Source organism: Erythrobacter litoralis (genome assembly GCF_029760855.1).
GTDB lineage: Bacteria > Pseudomonadota > Alphaproteobacteria > Sphingomonadales > Sphingomonadaceae > Qipengyuania > Qipengyuania litoralis_A.
In genome coordinates this window covers 325,856-341,614 of record NZ_SOSI01000001.1, presented here as the reverse complement: position 1 = coordinate 341,614, position 15,759 = coordinate 325,856, and the positions used below count along the sequence as shown (strand labels likewise).

The window sequence follows — 15,759 nt, the reverse complement described above, 5'->3', positions numbered from 1 at the left end:
GCGAATTGCGCGCTGCGTCAGAAATCCGCTGAGATCGAGGCCTTGAAGGTGCGCGGATCGCCTTGCAACAATTGCCCGCCGAACGATCCGAACGCGGTGAAGGCCGAAGACCAGTACCGCTCGTTCGCCACGTTATCGACCGTGAAGCGCAAGGTTACCGGCGTATCGCCCGCCGCGAAGACATAGCGCGCACCGAGATCGACCCGCGTCCATGGATCGAGTTCGAGCGTGTTCGCCTGATCGACCCATTGTTCGCCTGTATGGACGACGCGGCCCGTCAGTGTGACACCGGGCACGAAGGGCAGGTCCCATTCGGCGTTCGCGTTGATCGTGTAGTCCGGGATGCCGAGCGCGGTATTACCTTCGTTTACGCCGCCAGGCGTATTCGTAAGCTCCGCATCGGTGACCGAACCGCCCAGGATAAGACGGAGGCCCTCGGTCGGTTCGCCGGACACGAAAGCCTCGATCCCGCGATTGCGCTGCTCGCCGAACGGGGCGAAGGCGAGAAAGCCGGGTTGCCCTTCGTTCGGCCCGAGGAAGGCGTTGGGCTGCTCGATCTGGTAGGCGGAAACGCTCGCATCGATCATGCCGAGCGCGAGCTTTGCGCCGACTTCGTATTGTACCGACTTGAAAGGTGGCAGCACCTGATTGGCGTTGCTGACCGGTAGCACGGGGCCATCGGGATTGTCGGGGTCTATCCCGTTGATCGGCGCCCGCTGGCCTTGCTGCAAACCCTCGATCCGGTTGGCGAAGAGCGACAGGCCCGCGACCGGCTTGACCACCAGACCCGCCACCGGCGTGACCGCGCTTTCCTCGTATGCGCTGGTTTCCGCCCCGCTGTTTACATCGAAGCCGCGCACTTCGATCTCCTGAAGGCGCAGGCCGCCGATGATCAGTACGCGCTCGTCCAGAAAGCCGACCGTGTCCGATACGAAAGCGCTCATCAACCGGGAGCGGCTAGAGGTAAGCGGATCGTCGAGATCGCCGCTGGCGAAGGATACGTCGGTCGGGAAAGCGACTTGCGGGGTATCGTAGATATTCGTCGCATAATTGGTTCGAAAATCGAATGCGGTGCGAAACTCCTGCCAGCTGACATTCGTGCCGAAATTGAACTCCTGCGTGACCGCACTGCCGATCTTGGCGCGAAGGCCGGCTTCGATCGCTTGGTTGCTCTGCTCGGCCGGGACGATGGAAGCGCCGCCGCTCGCCGCGCCGGTTACGGCGTCGGTCACGGTGATGCTGCCATAAGTGCCCATCTCCTCGCTCTCAAGCGCGCCACCTGTGACGTAAAACAGGGCGTTGTCGGCGACATCGTATTCGAGCCGGGCGATGCCGAAGAGGCTTTCGAGCTCGGTATTGGTGAAGGCCTGCCCGTAATTCGCGTCCGCATCGGGCACGGCGGGGATGGCGCCGGCGGCAAGGCCGATCTGCGGGCGCAGCCGGTCCACCTCGATGCGCTGATAGGCGAGATCGGCGAAGACGCGGACATTCTCGCTGCGCCAGTCGACGGCGGCGCCGGTCGCCAGGGTTTCGCGAAACTCGTCGTCGATCGACACATCGCCGCTGCGGAAGACGCCGTTTACTCGCACGCCGAACTGTCCGTCTCCGCCGAAGCGGCGCGCGATATCGGCGCTGCCGCCGAAATGGGAATCCGAGGTATAGCCGAGCGTCGCGCGCGTCAGCGGTGTTTCCCCAGCGCGCTTCAACTGGAGATTGACGTTGCCGCCGATCCCGGTGCCGCCGGGCGCCGCACCGTAGAGGAAGGCGTTGGCGCCGTTAAGCACCTGCACCCCGCTATAGAGTTCAGGGGCGACGAGCTGGCGCGGCGTGATGCCGTACAGCCCGTTCATGCCGACATCGTCGCCGTACAGGGGGAAGCCGCGGATGACGAATTGCTCGCCCGCAATGCCGAACCCCAGCGTGGTGCGTACTGTCGGATCGTTTTCCAGCACCTCGCCCAAAGTCTGGGGTTGCTGGTTGAGGATCAGCGACTCGTCGAAGGTTCGCACGGTGAAAGGCACGTCTTCCGCCGGTTTGTCGCCCAGCACACCCACATTACCCCCGGCGACGACTTCCGTCCGGTTTTCGCGCTGCGCCGTAACGATGATGGTGTCCTGACTGTCTTCGGCAGGTGCGCCGGATTGCGCATGGGCGGGAGCGGCGAGAACGAGCGCCAGCGCGGCGCCGGTAAGATGCGGATTACGAAGCACGATTATGAAGGTCCTACTGGTAAGTACGGAAGAGAAAGAGGGCGAGAAGGGCCAGCGGTAAGCCGACCAGGATCCAGGCAGCCACATCGCGCAGACCGTCGCCGGTAAGGCCGAGAACGAGCCCGACCAGCGTCGCCGCGAGCAGAACGAGCGGCATCGCGAAGACGCGGGCCACGGGCTGGGCGGGGCGGCGGCTCATGCGAGCGCCTGCCGCCTGCCGCCGCTGCGGATTTCTTCGATGCGCCGTTCGATCGCGCCGGGGCGGCGGCGCAGCCAGAGCGCGAGGCCGGTCCACAGCACCCAGATCGTCGCGATGGTCAGCAGCGCCCAGACGATCTTGAGGGGCAATCCGCCATAATCGCCGAAATGCAGCGGCTTCGACATCATCAGCGCCTGATTGAGGGCGGGCATGGTGCGTGCATCGACGAAAGCGCCGGATCCGGCATCGACCAGCGCCGGGGTAAGCAAGTGCTGCGTCACCGGACGGTCGCCCTGGAAGAAGATCGCGTAATGGCGGGCCGACGACCAGTCGCCGCCGGGAAAGGCGATGAATTGCGGGCTGCGACCGGGCAGCGCGTCCTGCGCGGTCGCAAGGGCGGCGTCCAGCGAGGCGTATTCTTCGGGGGCGACCGGTGCCGCCTCGCCATATTGCGCGGTCAGGCGGGCAACTTCACCGTCGCGCCAGTTTTCGGTCAAAGGGTCAGCGAAGGCGTTGATCGCCCCGGTCAGCGCGATGACGAGCATCCAGCCCAGCGCGATGATGCCGACAAGATTGTGCTGGTCCAACCGCCGGACGCGCGCGCTGCGATCGGTGCGGTTGGTGCCGAAGGGCAGCCGGCGCATGAATGGCGCATACAGCACCACGCCCGATATCAGCGCGACGACCAGCAAGATGCCGCATACGCCGAGCGCCCACATGCCGCCCTGACCGAGAAACATGTCGGTATGCAGTTGTAGCAGGAAATCCATCGGCGCGTTCACGGGCGCGGGGCCGAGCGCTTCGCCGGTCGCACGATCGAAAAAGAGGAGCGTCATGTCCCCGCCCGCCGCATCGGGCGAGGGCCCGGTGGTGACCGTAAGCAGCGGCGAATCCTGGCTGAACGCCATGAACAGCGGGACCTCTCCCGGGCGATCCGCCAATGCCTGATCGAGGATCGCGTCGAGCGGCAATCCCGACGAAGCTGATGGAGCGCCCGCCAGCGCGGCTTCCGCGTCCGATGCCATCAGCGCATCGATCTCGTCGTGAAATATCAGCGGCAGGCCGGTCAGGCACAGCATCAACAGGAATGCCGTCGGCACGATGCCGCTCCATTTGTGCAGCAGATACCAGAATCGGATGGCGCGGCGCGACATGGCGGGCGAGCTAGGGGCATCCTCCTACTTCGTCAATGAGAATAGTTCGCAATAGCAACGGAGGTATCTCTGCGAGTGTCATTCAGCGTTCACGATGCTAGGGCAAAGGGGCTCGCGACCGACCGGAGTTTAATCGCATGACCATCGCCATTCACCGCCGCCGTTTTCTTTCCGCCACCGGCAGCGCCTTCGGTGCGCTCGCACTCAGCGGCTGCATGACGCGCGGAAACATGGCGACCTCGTCCGCGCGTGCAGTATCATCTTTCGACGGATACGGACCGCTGGTCAAAGATCCGAACGGCCTGCTCGACCTACCCGAGGGCTTCACCTACCGCCTCATCTCCAGCCTCGGCGATGCGATGAGTGACGGCGGGACGGTGCCTGACAAGGCCGATGGCATGGGCTGCCTGCCGCTTCCTGGCGGCGAGATCGCCTTGGTCCGCAATCACGAACTCGTTCCCGACGATGCGCCCGGCGGCACGATTGCCAGCGGATACGACCGGGTCGGCGGCCGGCAGGTTCTGCCGGGTGGGACAACGACGCTAGTGCTCGATGCGGAAACGCTTGCGGTGAAGCGCGAATATCGTTCGCTCGCCGGCACCATTCGCAATTGTTCGGGCGGGGTGACGCCTTGGAACAGCTGGCTTACCTGCGAGGAATTCGTCAGCAAGGCGGATCAGCTCGGCGAAGGCAAGCTCGGCAAGGATCATGGCTGGGTTTTCGAGGTTCCGGCAGGTGCGCCGGGCTTGGTCGATCCCGTGCCGCTGAAGGCAATGGGGCGCTTCAATCACGAAGCCGCCTGCGTCGATCCGGCGACGGGCTATGTCTACCTCACCGAAGATCGCGGCGACGGCGTGCTTTACCGCTTCATACCGCAAACCCCCGGTAAGCTGCATGAAGGCGGACGCCTTCAGGCGATGATCGTCAGCGGCATCGCCGATACGCGCAACTGGGAAGGCCCTGCCATGCCGGTCGGCCAGAGCTATACGGTCGACTGGCTCGATCTTGCCGATGTCGATGCGCCGGGAGACGACCTGCGCATGCGAGCCGCCGCGCGCGGCGCGGCGCTGGTCGCGAGGGGGGAGGGCATTCATATGGGCACGGACGAGCTTTACGTTTGCTCCACCAATGGCGGTGCGAAGAAGCTCGGCCAGATATTCAAACTGGTGCCGGGGCGGGGGCGGCGGGCCGACACCGTCGAACTGTTCTTCGAAAGCGAGCGCGAGGACCAGTTCAATTACGGTGACAATCTCACTGTCGGCCCGAATGGCCACCTCATCGTGTGCGAGGATCAATATACCGACGTGGTCGATAACCATTTGCGCGGCATCACACCCGGTGGCCGAGCCTACGATTTCGGCAAGCTCGACATGCAGACCGAACTGGCGGGCGGTTGCTTCTCGCCGGACGGCAAATGGTTCTTCGTAAACGCCTATTCCCCGACGCGGACGATCGCCATCACCGGGCCTTGGGCTGCGTGAGCGCCTGATCGGCTGCGTCGATCAAACAGACCGCATCACATCGCGAAACCGCGACAACGGTCTGGCGTTATGGGAGGGAACCCAAACACGATAAGACAGAAGGACTTTGTATGGCCACGTCGGGCGACAATTCGAAAAAAGCACTCGTGAGCGCCTTGAACGGCGCACTTGCCGACACGCTCGCGCTTTATCTCAAGACCAAGAATTTTCACTGGCATGTGGCGGGTCCGCGCTTTCGCGACCTGCACCTGCTGTTCGACGAGCAGGCGCTGCAGCTGATCAAGACTGTCGACGATATCGGCGAGCGTGTGCGCAAAAACGACGAATACACGCTAACCTCGATCGGCAGCGTCGCCGCGACCACGCAGATCAAGGATCAGGACGACGTCACGCTCACGCCGGACCAGATGGTTGCCGAACTGCGCGACGACAATCGCAAGCTCCACGCACGCCTCAAGGAAGTGAAGGAAACTTCCGAAGAAGCGGACGACAATGCGACCAGCGGCATCGTCGACGAATGGGCGGACCAGTGCGAAGAACGCATCTGGTTCCTCAATCAGACCAGCAAGTAAGCCTCCGGCTACGCATACGTTTACCGGCCGTCCGCTCTAGGCAGCGGGCGGCCTTTGTTTATAGGTATGCCGCATGAGCAATGTGACGATAATCGAGAACGCCAATAACAGCGCTGTCGCGGAATGGCTCGGCGAGAAGCTGGCTGCGATGTTTGCGCAAGCCGAAGGACCGGTCGCGATAACCGTGCCGGGCGGCTCCACGCCGTTTCCGATTATCGAAAAGCTGCTGACGCGCGACCTGCCGTGGGATCGCCTCATCGTCTGGCCGAACGACGATCGGGTGGTTCCCGAAGATCACGAGGCGTCCAATACCGGCAAGCTGCGCGCCTTGTTCGAGCCGGCGGGGGCCGAGGTCGCGACGCTCACGATCATGGAGAAAATTCCCTCCTTTGCGCTGGCTTGGCTGGGCATGGGCGCCGACGGGCATATCGCCTCGCTATTCCCCAATACCGATCCGCAGGTAGACGAGAAACGGCGCATCCTGCGCCTCACCCCCGATCCCCTGCCGCCCGAAGCCCCGTTCGACCGGATCAGCCTCACTATGCCTGCCCTGCTGGATAGCGACGAGATCGTCTTCGTCGCGCGCGGCGCGGACAAACGCGGCGTGCTGGACGATGCAATTGCCGGGGAAAGCGACCTTCCCGTTGCGCGGCTTCTGGGTGCGGCGCGCCAGCCGGTCACATGCTTCGTCTGATTCCGAAGCCGCTGCTTCACACGGCCTATCGAATTGCCTTTCGTCTCCGTAATATCGTGCGCCGGATCACTGGACGGACGCAGGACGGGGCGAGCGTAATCGCGCAGGATCTCGAAGGGCAGATCCTGCTGATCCGCCACTCCTACGGGCCTGCAGGCTGGGCCTTGCCGGGCGGCGGCATGAAGCGCGGAGAAGATCCTGCAGTCGCAGCAGCGCGTGAATTGCGCGAGGAAACGGGACTCGAAGCACACGGCCTGACCCAGCTTCGCGTAGTCCACGAGCAACTCAGCCGCGCCTCGCATGTCGAACACGTCTATCACTGCCGCGTCGATGCGATGCCGCGGCCTGACGGTATGGAAATCGTCGAGGCGCGCTTCTTTCCGCTCCATTCGCTGCCCGAACCCCTGCTTGACCGCACGCGCGAGCGGCTGGATGTCTGGAAGCGTTCCGGCGCGGACCTAAAGCAGGCTTAACTGCGCATCCGGGCGCTTGGGCAGCGGTTCTTCTCCGTCGCTCTTCGTCTTGGGTTCGAGCTTCGAGAGCGTCAGCCCCATCAGCCTGATCGGCATGGGGAGTGGCAGCACCTCCTCCAGCAAGGCGCGCGAGACGGCTGCGAACGCGTTTTTCTCGCGGATCGGCTGCGGCAGGGATTTCGCGCGGCTGAAGATTTGGAAATCCGTATATTTGAGCTTCAGCGTAACCGTGCGCCCGCTCACGCCATTATGCGAAATGCGGTCCCAGACGATGTCGATGATCGTCTCCAGCGTTTCGCGAAGTTCGCTGCCGCCAGATAGATCGCGACTGAAGGTCCGCTCGCCGCCGACCGATTTGCGCGTGCGGCTACTGCGCACGGGGCGCAGGTCGATGCCCCGGGCCGCGCGGTAGAGGTAATCGGCGAAGCTTCCGAAATGGGCGCGCAGCCACTCGATGTCTTTCGCGGCCAAGTCCGCCCCCGTCTCGATGCCGAGCCGCGCCATCTTTTCCGCCCCCTTCGGCCCGACGCCGTGAAACCTTCGCACCGGAAGCGACTGGACGAAGGCTGCGCCCATGCCGGGGCGGATTACACAGATTCCGTCGGGCTTGTTCTGGTCGCTCGCAAGCTTGGCGAGGAATTTGTTGTAGCTGACCCCGGCACTGGCGGTGAGCTGCGTCTTCGCGCGGATCTCCTGCCGGATCATCTCGGCGATGCGTGTCGCGCTGCCGATGCCGAGCCGGTCTTCGGTCACATCGAGATAGGCCTCGTCGAGGCTCAAGGGTTCGACCAGTTCGGTGTAATGGCCGAAGATGGCGCGGATTTGCTGGCTGACCTCGCGATAGGCGTCGAACCGGCTTTTCACGAAGATCAGGTCCGGGCAAAGCCGCTTGGCCGTTACCGATGGCATGGCGCTTTTCACCCCGAACCGCCGCGCCTCGTAGCTTGCCGCCGCCACCACGCCGCGCCCGCTCGACCCGCCGACGGCGACCGGTTTGCCGCGCAGTTCGGGATTGTCGCGCTGTTCTACGCTTGCGAAGAAGGCGTCCATATCGACATGGATGATTTTGCGCAGGCCCGCCGTTTCGCCCGCTTCGCTGCCTTCCGTGCCGTCGCCGGTTTCGCTGTCGGGCGCCTCGTCCATCGGACGAGTTAATTAGCTTGGCCCGTTGCAAAGCGGAACCGTTCTCGCCACCTATCTTTTTGTGCAGATGCGAAGAGAAACACTGGCCCGCGGCGAACCCGTAACCGCTACGCCGCCGGAAAACCCGGCCAAACCCAAGATCAGCGAACGCTCGCTCATTTGGATGATGGCGCTGCTGATGGCGCTGAACGCATTCGGCATCGATTCCATCTTGCCCGCGCTCGACAATCTGGCTGGCACGCTGGGCGCGGAAGGAAACAGCCGCCAGTTCGTCGTCGGGGCCTACTTAATCGCGGCAGGCTTCGGGGCGCTGGTGCCCGGCAGCTTCGCCGATCGCTTTGGCCGCCGTCCGGTGCTGTTCGCCGGCCTCGGTGTCTACATCGCCCTGTCGATCGCCTGTTCGTTGGCGCAGGACTTCACCACGCTCGTCGTGCTGCGCGCGATCCAGGGGTTCGGCGCGGCCGCGATCATCGCACTGCCGCCGGCCATCATCCGCGACCGTGTGGGCGGCGATAAGATGGCTCGCATGATGAGCCTGATCTTCGTCATCTTTTTGATCGTGCCGGCCATTGCGCCGACCATCGGGCAAGGCATTCTTGAACTTGCCGGCAACTGGCGCTGGATCTTTGCTGCAATGGCCGCTGCCGGCACGGTGATGGCGGTATGGGTCTATACCCGCCTGCCCGAGACGTTGGACGATGAAGACCGCGTTCCGATCCGCTTGCCGGTGATCGTGCGAAACATGCGCCATTCCGTCACCTTGCGCGAGACGATCGGCTACACGCTTGGCAGCGCGCTGGTGTTCGGCGGGCTGTTCGGGTTCATCAACTCCTCGCAGCAATTGATCGGCGAGGCCTTCGGCGCGGGCGAGCTGTTCCCGATGATCTTCGCCATGTGCGCGGGCGCCATGGCGATCTCCAACTGGTCGAACAGCCGCATCGTGGAGCGTTACGGCGCGCGGCGGGTCAGCCATGCCGCGCTGTTCGTGTTCATCGCGGTATCTTCCGCGCAGCTGTGGTTCGCCAATCAGCCGGACGAGAGCCTATGGACCTTCGTGCCGCTGATGGCGGCAAATATGGCGCTGCTCGGATTTATCGGCGCGAATTTCGGCTCGATCGCGATGGAGCCGTTCAAGCATATCGCCGGCGCGGCAAGCTCCGCACAAAGCTTCCTGCGGCTGACCACCGGCGCGGGGCTGGGTGCGCTGATCGGCTTCCTGTACGACGGCACCGCGCGCCCCTTGGCGACAGCACTGCTGATTACAGCAGTCGTTAGCCTGACTTTCGTGCTGTTCTCGGAACGCGGCGAATTGTTCGGCGCGCCGAGGCCGGAGGATGTGGAAGACGGGGTCTAACGCCTTACGCCGATCCCACGGTCCGCTCGCCTTGAGCGTGTCGAACAATCTATCGTCATCCCAGCGGAAGCCGGGATGACGGTTATTCCTCGCTCGTAGGCTCCACCACCGCCAGCACCGCTTCGACCTGCACCTGCCCGCCCTCGCTGGCGTTGAGTTCGGCAACGGTCCCGTCGAACGGCGCGGTGAGCGCGTGTTCCATCTTCATCGCCTCGAGCACCATCAGCCGCTGGCCTGCGGTCACGGCATCGCCCTCGGCCACATCGACCGCGATCACCTTGCCCGGCATGGGCGCGAGGATCGCGCCGTCGCCTGCTACCGCCGCACCGCCGCCCCTCGATGAAAGAGTGAACTCGTGCGCCAGCCCATCGGCGAAGACGACTACGCGCTCGCTGCTGGTGAAGCCGTGCAACGGCTCGAACGGCAGCGCGTCGTGCGGCGTAACCACTTCGGTATTGCCCGCTTGGTCAAGCGCCACAGATAGCCGGGGGGATGCATTCAGGCGAAACCCGGCCAGCGCATCATGCGGTATGTCTGCGGCAAGCAGTACGAGTTCGGCCGCCGCGGCGCGGATTGCGCCGGTCGGTTCGGCGTCGCCGAGAAGCGCGTCGCCTTTGCGTTCGATAAAGCCGGTATCGAGGTCGGCATCGCCGAAGTCCTCGTCCGCAAGGCAATTGGCTAGGAAAGCGGCGTTGGTCTTTACCGGCCAGATTTGCGCGCCTTCGGTCATGTCGAGCAGCAGATCGATGGCCTCGTCGCGGTCCTCTCCCCAAGCGATGAGCTTGGCGATCATCGGATCGTAGTGCGGCGAAATGGCATCGCTTTCTTCAACGCCCGTTTCCACACGACCTTCGCTGCCGAGGTCGAGATGTTCGAGTTGGCCGGTGCTGGGTAGAAAACCCTTCGCCGGGTCTTCCGCATAAAGCCGCGCTTCGATCGCATGGCCGTCAATTGTGAGCTCATCCTGCTTCAGTGGGATCGGCTCGCCGCTTGCCACGCGCACTTGCCACTCTACCAGATCGACCCCAGTAATCTCCTCGGTCACCGGATGTTCGACCTGAAGCCGCGTGTTCATTTCCATGAAGAAGATGCGGTCGGCGCGCAGCCCTTCCGAAGCGTCGGCGATGAATTCGATCGTGCCTGCGCCCTCGTAATCGACCGCTTTGGCGGCGCGCACGGCGGCGGCGCAGATTTCCTCGCGGGTCGCCTCGTCCATGCCGGGGGCGGGGGCTTCCTCGATCACCTTCTGGTGGCGGCGCTGGAGCGAGCAGTCGCGTTCGAACAGGTGAACGACATTACCGTGTGTGTCGCCGAACACCTGCACCTCGATATGGCGGGGCGAGGTGATCCACTTTTCGAGGATCACGTCGTCATTGCCGAAGCTGGCCTTGGCCTCGCGGCGGCACGATTCGAGCGCGGAGAGGAAGTCTCCCTCGCCATCGACCTTGCGCATCCCCTTGCCGCCGCCGCCCGCGACCGCCTTGATCAGCACGGGATAGCCGATCGTGTTGGCCTCCTGCTTCAGGCGTTCGGGCGATTGGTCTTCGCCATCATAGCCGGGGGTTACGGGTACACCCGCCTCGCGCATCAGTTTCTTGGCGGCATCCTTGAGGCCCATCGCGCGGATCGCGGACGGCGGTGCGCCGACCCAGATCAGCCCCGCATCCTTCACCGCCTGCGCGAAATCGGCATTCTCGGAGAGGAAGCCGTAGCCCGGATGAATCGCATCGGCTCCGGTCTGTTTCGCCGCCGCGATGATCTTCTCGCCCACAAGATAACTTTCGGCAGCGGGCGAGGGACCGATATGCACCGCTTCGTCCGCCTGGCGGACGTGCAGCGCCTTCGCATCGGCGTCGGAATACACCGCGACTGTGGCGATGTCCATGTCGCGCGCAGTGCGGATGATGCGGCAGGCGATCTCGCCGCGATTGGCAATGAGGAGTTTGGTGATCATGGGGAGGGACTAGCTTTGCCGGTCCGGAAAGGAAACTCTCTCGAAGCTCTGCTTTTTCTTCCGATGCAAGAAGAGCCCTTCGAAAGGCTTACAGCGAACGAAATCTAGGGGCGTGAGGATCCGGTCACCATCCTGCCACAGGCCGATAATCGTGCCGCGTCCAGATGATTGGTTCGTCCGGCCCTTTCGGCCGGTTCCACAGCGCTTCGAAGAACGCCGTCGCAACGTGCCACAATTTCTCGTAGCCCGGCACCACAACCCGCCGGTCCCACGCTTTCTGTCCGCGGTTCAGCACCTTACGCCCGATCGCGCCATAGATGTTCGCGGCGGACAGCACCGCCCAACGCTGCCGGAACTTCAGCCGCGCCGCGCCGAGCTTGGCCGCATCCTCGTGCTTTTCCATCAGCGCGATCATCCGCGGCATCAGGCTGGCGAGGGCAAAGCGATTTTCCGGCCGCGCGTGTTCGCCGGGCGCGAGGTCCTTTTCCGCCAGCCATTGCGCGGGCAAATAGACCCGTCCGGCCGCCGCATCCTCCACGATGTCGCGCGAGATATTGGCGAGCTGGAAGGCGAGGCCGAGATCGCAGGCCCGGTCGAGCGTGTCGCCATCGTCGTCGGGCACGCCCATCACCCTCGCCATCATCACGCCGACCGCGCCCGCTACGTGATAGCAATAGCGCAGCATATCGCGCTCGTTGGTGGGTGCCCAGCCGGTCGCGTCCAGAGCGAAGCCGCCGATCACGTCGTTCGCCATGTCCGGCGTCAGGCCGCATTCGTCGGCGACCTGGCCGAACCCGTCGAAGGCCGGATCGGCGGTCGGCTGTTCCTCGAAAGCGCGGCGGGTGAGGACGCGCAGTGCCTGTATCCGGTCCTCGGCATTCTTGGGCGTGCCCTGATCGCCCAATGGCCCGCCCTTGTCCTGATTGTCGGCGATGTCGTCGCACCGGCGGCACCAGGCATACAGCAGCCATGCCCGCTCGCGCGTCAGCCGGTCGAACAGCTTGGAGGCGGCGGCGAAGCTGTGCGAGCCCTCCTCGATCGCCTCACGCGCCTTTTCGACCAAAGATGCACGATCGCGCCCACCGCCCGCGCGGGCGAGGGTGGGGCGCATATATTGCGTGGTCAGGGGGCGCTGCGTGGTACTCAGAGGTCTTCCGCCTTCATCCGGAAGATCGGCGTATGCGGACGATAGGCTGCCATTTTGTCGAGCAATCCGGTTAACGCGGTGTCCGAAACGATGATGCCCTGATGCGCCGGCCGCACGAAGCCGACTTCGGCCATGTGGCGGTTGAAAGCGATGAGATGGTCGTAGAACCCGAAGGCGTTCAAAAGGCCGACGGGCTTGGTGTGATAGCCGAGCTGCGCCCAGCTGACCGCTTCCCAAAGCTCGTCCATCGTGCCCACCCCGCCGGGAATGGTGAGAAACCCGTCGGACAGGTCGGTGAACATCTGCTTGCGCTCGTGCATCCCGCCGACCGTGTGAAGTTCGGTGCAATCGCGATTGGCGACTTCGCTACCGGCCAATGCATCGGGAATGACCCCGATGACTTCGCCGCCATTCTCCAGCGCCGCGGACGCAACGGCTCCCATCAGCCCGAGCCTGCCGCCGCCATAGACGACACCGATGCCGCGCTCGGCCAATGTCGCCCCGACTTCGCGCGCCAGCTCGATATAACGCGGATCGGCCGGCGTGGCGGACCCGCAATAGACGGCGACGCGCTTCATCAGTGGACCAGATCCTCGACCATCAGCTTGGCCGTTGCCTTCGCGCTGCCGACCACGCCGGGGATGCCGGCGCCCGGGTGGGTCCCTGCGCCAACGAGATAGAAGTTCTCGATCTGGTCGTCGCGGTTGTGACCGCGGAACCAGGCGCTCTGCGTGAGAACCGGCTCCAGACTGAAGGCGCTGCCCATGTGTGCGTTCAGATCCCCGGCGAAGTCCTTCGGTGCATAATGGAACTTGGTCACGATCCGTGAATGCAGATCGGGGATCAGGCGGCGCTCCACCTCGTCGAGGATGCGCTTTTCCAGCATCGGGCCGATCTCGTCCCAGTCGAGCGAGAGCTTGCCCATATGGGCGACCGGGACCAGCGCGTAGAACGTGCTCATCCCTTCCGGCGCCATCGAAGGATCGGTGACGGTCGGGTGGTGCAGATAGACGGAAAAATCCTGCGGCAGCACGCCGTGATCGTAAATGTCCTCGAGCAGTCCCTTATAGCGCGGGCCGAACAGGATCATGTGGTGCGGAATTCCGGGCCATGTCCCCTCTACGCCGAAATGGACGACGAAGAGGCTGGGCGAGAAGCTCTTGCGATTGAGCGACTTGGAATACGATTTGCCGCGCTTCGAATTGCCGAGCAGGTCGCGATAGCTGTGCATGATGTCGGCATTACTGGCTACCGCGTCGAAACGCTGCCGGAAGCCGGACTCCGTTTCCACCTCGCTCGCCCGGCTGCCCAGTGTGTGAACCTGCACCACCGGATCGCCCATGCGCACCGTGCCGCCGAGCCGCTCGAAATGCGTGATCATGCCGGAGACGAGGCGGTTGGTGCCGCCTTTCGCCCACCATACGCCGCCATCCTTCTCCAGCTTGTGGATCAGCGCATAGATCGCGCTCGTCTTCATCGGATTGCCGCCGACGAGCAGAGTGTGGAAGCTCAAAGCCTCGCGGATTTTCTCGTTCTCGATGAAGCTCGACACCATCGAATAGACGCTCCGCCACGCCTGCTTCTTGGCGAGCGCCGGGGCGGCTTTCATCATCGATTTGAAATCGAGGAACGGCACATGGCCGAGCTTGACGTAGCCTTCCTCGTAAACGCCGGCGGAATAGTCGAGAAAGCGTTGGTAACCGGCGACATCCGCCGGGTTGAGCTTGGCGATTTCGGCGAAGAGATCGTCCTCGTCGTTCGAATAATCGAAGTTCGTGCCGTCAGGCCAGTTGAGGCGGTAGAACGGCATGACCTTCATCAGCTCGACGTCTTCGGCCATGTCGTGCCCCGAAAGCGCCCACAATTCGCGCAGGCAATCGGGATCGGTGATCACGGTGGGGCCGGCATCGAAGGTGAAGCCGTCACGTTCCCAGAAATAGGCGCGGCCGCCCGGCTTGTCCCGCCCCTCGATCAGCGTGGTCGCGATGCCTGCCGATTGCAGCCGGATCGCGAGGGCGAGGCCCCCGAAACCGGCGCCGACGACGCACGCGGTTTTACCGGTTTCGATGAGGTCGGAGGTGGGGGATTGGACGGGCGGGTGGGTCTGGAGGTTCATCGCCTTTCCATATGGACCAGCGGGGCACCCTTGCCAAGGATCGCGCGTATCGCACGGCCTATCTTCACTGGCGGTTTTCCCGAAAGGATGCGCGCTTTGTCTGCCGGGGTGGACCGCGCGGCGTAGAACCGTTCGATCAAGGGTTCGGGCAGGCGGTAGAACCGCTCGAAGATCGTGTAGCGTTTGCTCGGTTCGGCGGCGTCGAACAGCATCTTGGCGAGCAGGCGGTAATAGGCGGTGTCCGCCCAGTGCCGGGTTGCCCGCGCCGCGACGGCATTGGCGAGCGCGGGGCCGGGCAGGTGGGCCATGTCGGCGATGGCCAATGCATTTCGCACCGCAATCGGCATGGTATAGCTGGTAAGCGGATGCGTGAAGCCGCCCCGCGCGCCGGCGAGCGCCACGCCCGGCCGTTCGAGCGAGGCGCGATAGGCCTTGAAATCGCCGCCGGTGATGACGGGAAGCACACCGGCTTCCTCGTGCATGACTTCGGTCCGCCATCCCCTGTCTGCGGCGTAGTTGGCGATGCGTTTGCGCAGGAGGTCCGCATCGAGCACCGGGCTGTCGGCGTAATAGGTGTCCTCGACGAAGATCTCATGCTTGCCGAGCGGCAGGAGATAGATGAAGCGATAGGCGCCCGGCTGCGCAACGGTCGCGTCCATGATGACCGGGCGGTCGATCCCGTGCGGTGCATCGGTGCGCAGCGTCTGGCCGAGAAAGACCTGCCAGCCGCCGGTGAGGTGCGGGCTGGGCCCGGCATCGCGGCAATCGATCACCGCTTTGGCCTGCACGTGCTCGCCGTCTTCGAGCCTGACGCCGTCGCCACCGATTTCGCGAGCGCGGCAACCTGCGAAGATGGCGCTTTGTGGGAGTTCGCGGCGCAGGGCCGCATCGAAATCGCGGCTGTCGAGCGACCGGTAATCGGCTGCCAGCCTGCGTGAATGGGCTGGGAAATGCACGTCGTTCCCGCCGGTCCATACGGTTTTCTCGAACGGCGCAAGCAGCGCCTCGCCCGCCGCGCCGATATCACCCTCGAACCAGCTCCAGCGATGATTGCCGCCGAAACTTTCTCCCGCCTCGATCAGCGCCAGCGACAAATCCGGCCGCCGCTGCGTGACCGCGAGGGCGGTGAGACCGCCCGCCAGACCGCCGCCGACGATTGCGAGATCGAATGCTTCCCGTTCCATGTTCACGCGCTTAGGAGCGGTTGCCGCGTCGCACAATCGCAAGCACCGCCGGAACTGGCGGCAGTGCTACAGGTTTGA

At 64.0% G+C, this 15,759-nt stretch carries 14 protein-coding genes; 5 read left to right on the top strand and 9 right to left on the bottom strand.

Annotated features, from left to right (window positions below; genetic code table 11):
• Nucleotides 1-17: 17 nt before the first annotated feature.
• The 3 genes from E3U23_RS01550 to E3U23_RS01540 are packed head-to-tail and all read right to left on the bottom strand — an operon-like array spanning nucleotide 18 to nucleotide 3,563.
• The gene (locus E3U23_RS01550; protein WP_279349418.1) at nucleotides 18-2,210 is read right to left on the bottom strand and encodes a TonB-dependent receptor; all 2,193 of its coding nucleotides are present in this window, start codon (nucleotides 2,208-2,210) and stop codon (nucleotides 18-20) included.
• A 13-nt stretch (nucleotides 2,211-2,223) separates the two neighbouring features.
• Entirely contained in the window at nucleotides 2,224-2,385 is a 162-nt protein-coding gene (locus E3U23_RS01545) for a hypothetical protein (RefSeq protein WP_279349417.1), read from the bottom strand.
• Between the two features lie 20 nt (nucleotides 2,386-2,405).
• Nucleotides 2,406-3,563 carry a PepSY-associated TM helix domain-containing protein gene (locus E3U23_RS01540; RefSeq protein ID WP_279349416.1) on the bottom strand — a complete coding sequence of 386 codons (1,158 nt, stop codon included), beginning with the start codon at nucleotides 3,561-3,563 and terminating at the stop codon, nucleotides 2,406-2,408.
• Nucleotides 3,564-3,700: 137 nt separating this feature from the next.
• Here E3U23_RS01540 and E3U23_RS01535 point away from each other — a divergent pair, with 137 nt between their 5' ends.
• The 4 genes from E3U23_RS01535 (at nucleotide 3,701) to E3U23_RS01520 (ending at nucleotide 6,783) form a co-directional block, all read left to right on the top strand.
• Nucleotides 3,701-5,044: an alkaline phosphatase PhoX gene (locus E3U23_RS01535; RefSeq protein ID WP_279349415.1), complete on the top strand. Its 1,344-nt coding sequence runs from the start codon at nucleotides 3,701-3,703 to the stop codon at nucleotides 5,042-5,044.
• Between the two features lie 110 nt (nucleotides 5,045-5,154).
• A complete protein-coding gene (locus tag E3U23_RS01530) occupies nucleotides 5,155-5,616 on the top strand; it encodes a Dps family protein (RefSeq protein ID WP_279349414.1) in 462 nt (153 codons plus the stop codon).
• 73 nt (nucleotides 5,617-5,689) lie between these two features.
• Nucleotides 5,690-6,310, top strand: a complete 621-nt coding sequence (locus E3U23_RS01525) for a 6-phosphogluconolactonase (protein ID WP_279349413.1) — start codon at nucleotides 5,690-5,692, stop codon at nucleotides 6,308-6,310.
• Nucleotides 6,298-6,783, top strand: a complete 486-nt coding sequence (locus E3U23_RS01520) for an NUDIX domain-containing protein (protein ID WP_279349412.1) — start codon at nucleotides 6,298-6,300, stop codon at nucleotides 6,781-6,783. The genes E3U23_RS01525 and E3U23_RS01520 overlap by 13 nt, the downstream gene beginning before the upstream one ends.
• On the opposite strand, the gene dinB is transcribed toward E3U23_RS01520, so the two are convergent.
• Complete coding sequence (gene dinB / locus E3U23_RS01515) at nucleotides 6,769-7,926, bottom strand: DNA polymerase IV (RefSeq protein WP_279349411.1); 1,158 nt, start codon at nucleotides 7,924-7,926, stop codon at nucleotides 6,769-6,771. The two genes, E3U23_RS01520 and dinB, sit on opposite strands and share 15 nt — an antisense overlap.
• Before the next feature lie 67 nt (nucleotides 7,927-7,993).
• Here dinB and E3U23_RS01510 point away from each other — a divergent pair, with 67 nt between their 5' ends.
• A complete protein-coding gene (locus tag E3U23_RS01510; protein ID WP_279349410.1) occupies nucleotides 7,994-9,280 on the top strand; it encodes a multidrug effflux MFS transporter in 1,287 nt (428 codons plus the stop codon).
• A gap of 82 nt (nucleotides 9,281-9,362) precedes the next feature.
• On the opposite strand, the gene E3U23_RS01505 is transcribed toward E3U23_RS01510, so the two are convergent.
• The 5 genes from E3U23_RS01505 to crtY form a co-directional block, all read right to left on the bottom strand.
• Nucleotides 9,363-11,234, bottom strand: coding sequence for an acetyl/propionyl/methylcrotonyl-CoA carboxylase subunit alpha (locus E3U23_RS01505; protein ID WP_279349409.1), 1,872 nt, complete (start codon nucleotides 11,232-11,234; stop codon nucleotides 9,363-9,365).
• A gap of 124 nt (nucleotides 11,235-11,358) precedes the next feature.
• Entirely contained in the window at nucleotides 11,359-12,345 is a 987-nt protein-coding gene (locus E3U23_RS01500) for a phytoene/squalene synthase family protein (protein WP_279349408.1), read from the bottom strand.
• A 32-nt stretch (nucleotides 12,346-12,377) separates the two neighbouring features.
• Nucleotides 12,378-12,959, bottom strand: coding sequence for a TIGR00730 family Rossman fold protein (locus E3U23_RS01495; RefSeq protein WP_279349407.1), 582 nt, complete (start codon nucleotides 12,957-12,959; stop codon nucleotides 12,378-12,380).
• A complete protein-coding gene (locus E3U23_RS01490; RefSeq protein WP_279349406.1) occupies nucleotides 12,959-14,497 on the bottom strand; it encodes a phytoene desaturase in 1,539 nt (512 codons plus the stop codon). Before E3U23_RS01490 ends, E3U23_RS01495 begins: the two co-directional genes overlap by 1 nt.
• Nucleotides 14,494-15,681, bottom strand: a complete 1,188-nt coding sequence (gene crtY, locus E3U23_RS01485) for a lycopene beta-cyclase CrtY (protein ID WP_279349680.1) — start codon at nucleotides 15,679-15,681, stop codon at nucleotides 14,494-14,496. Before crtY ends, E3U23_RS01490 begins: the two co-directional genes overlap by 4 nt.
• Nucleotides 15,682-15,759: the final 78 nt, after the last annotated feature.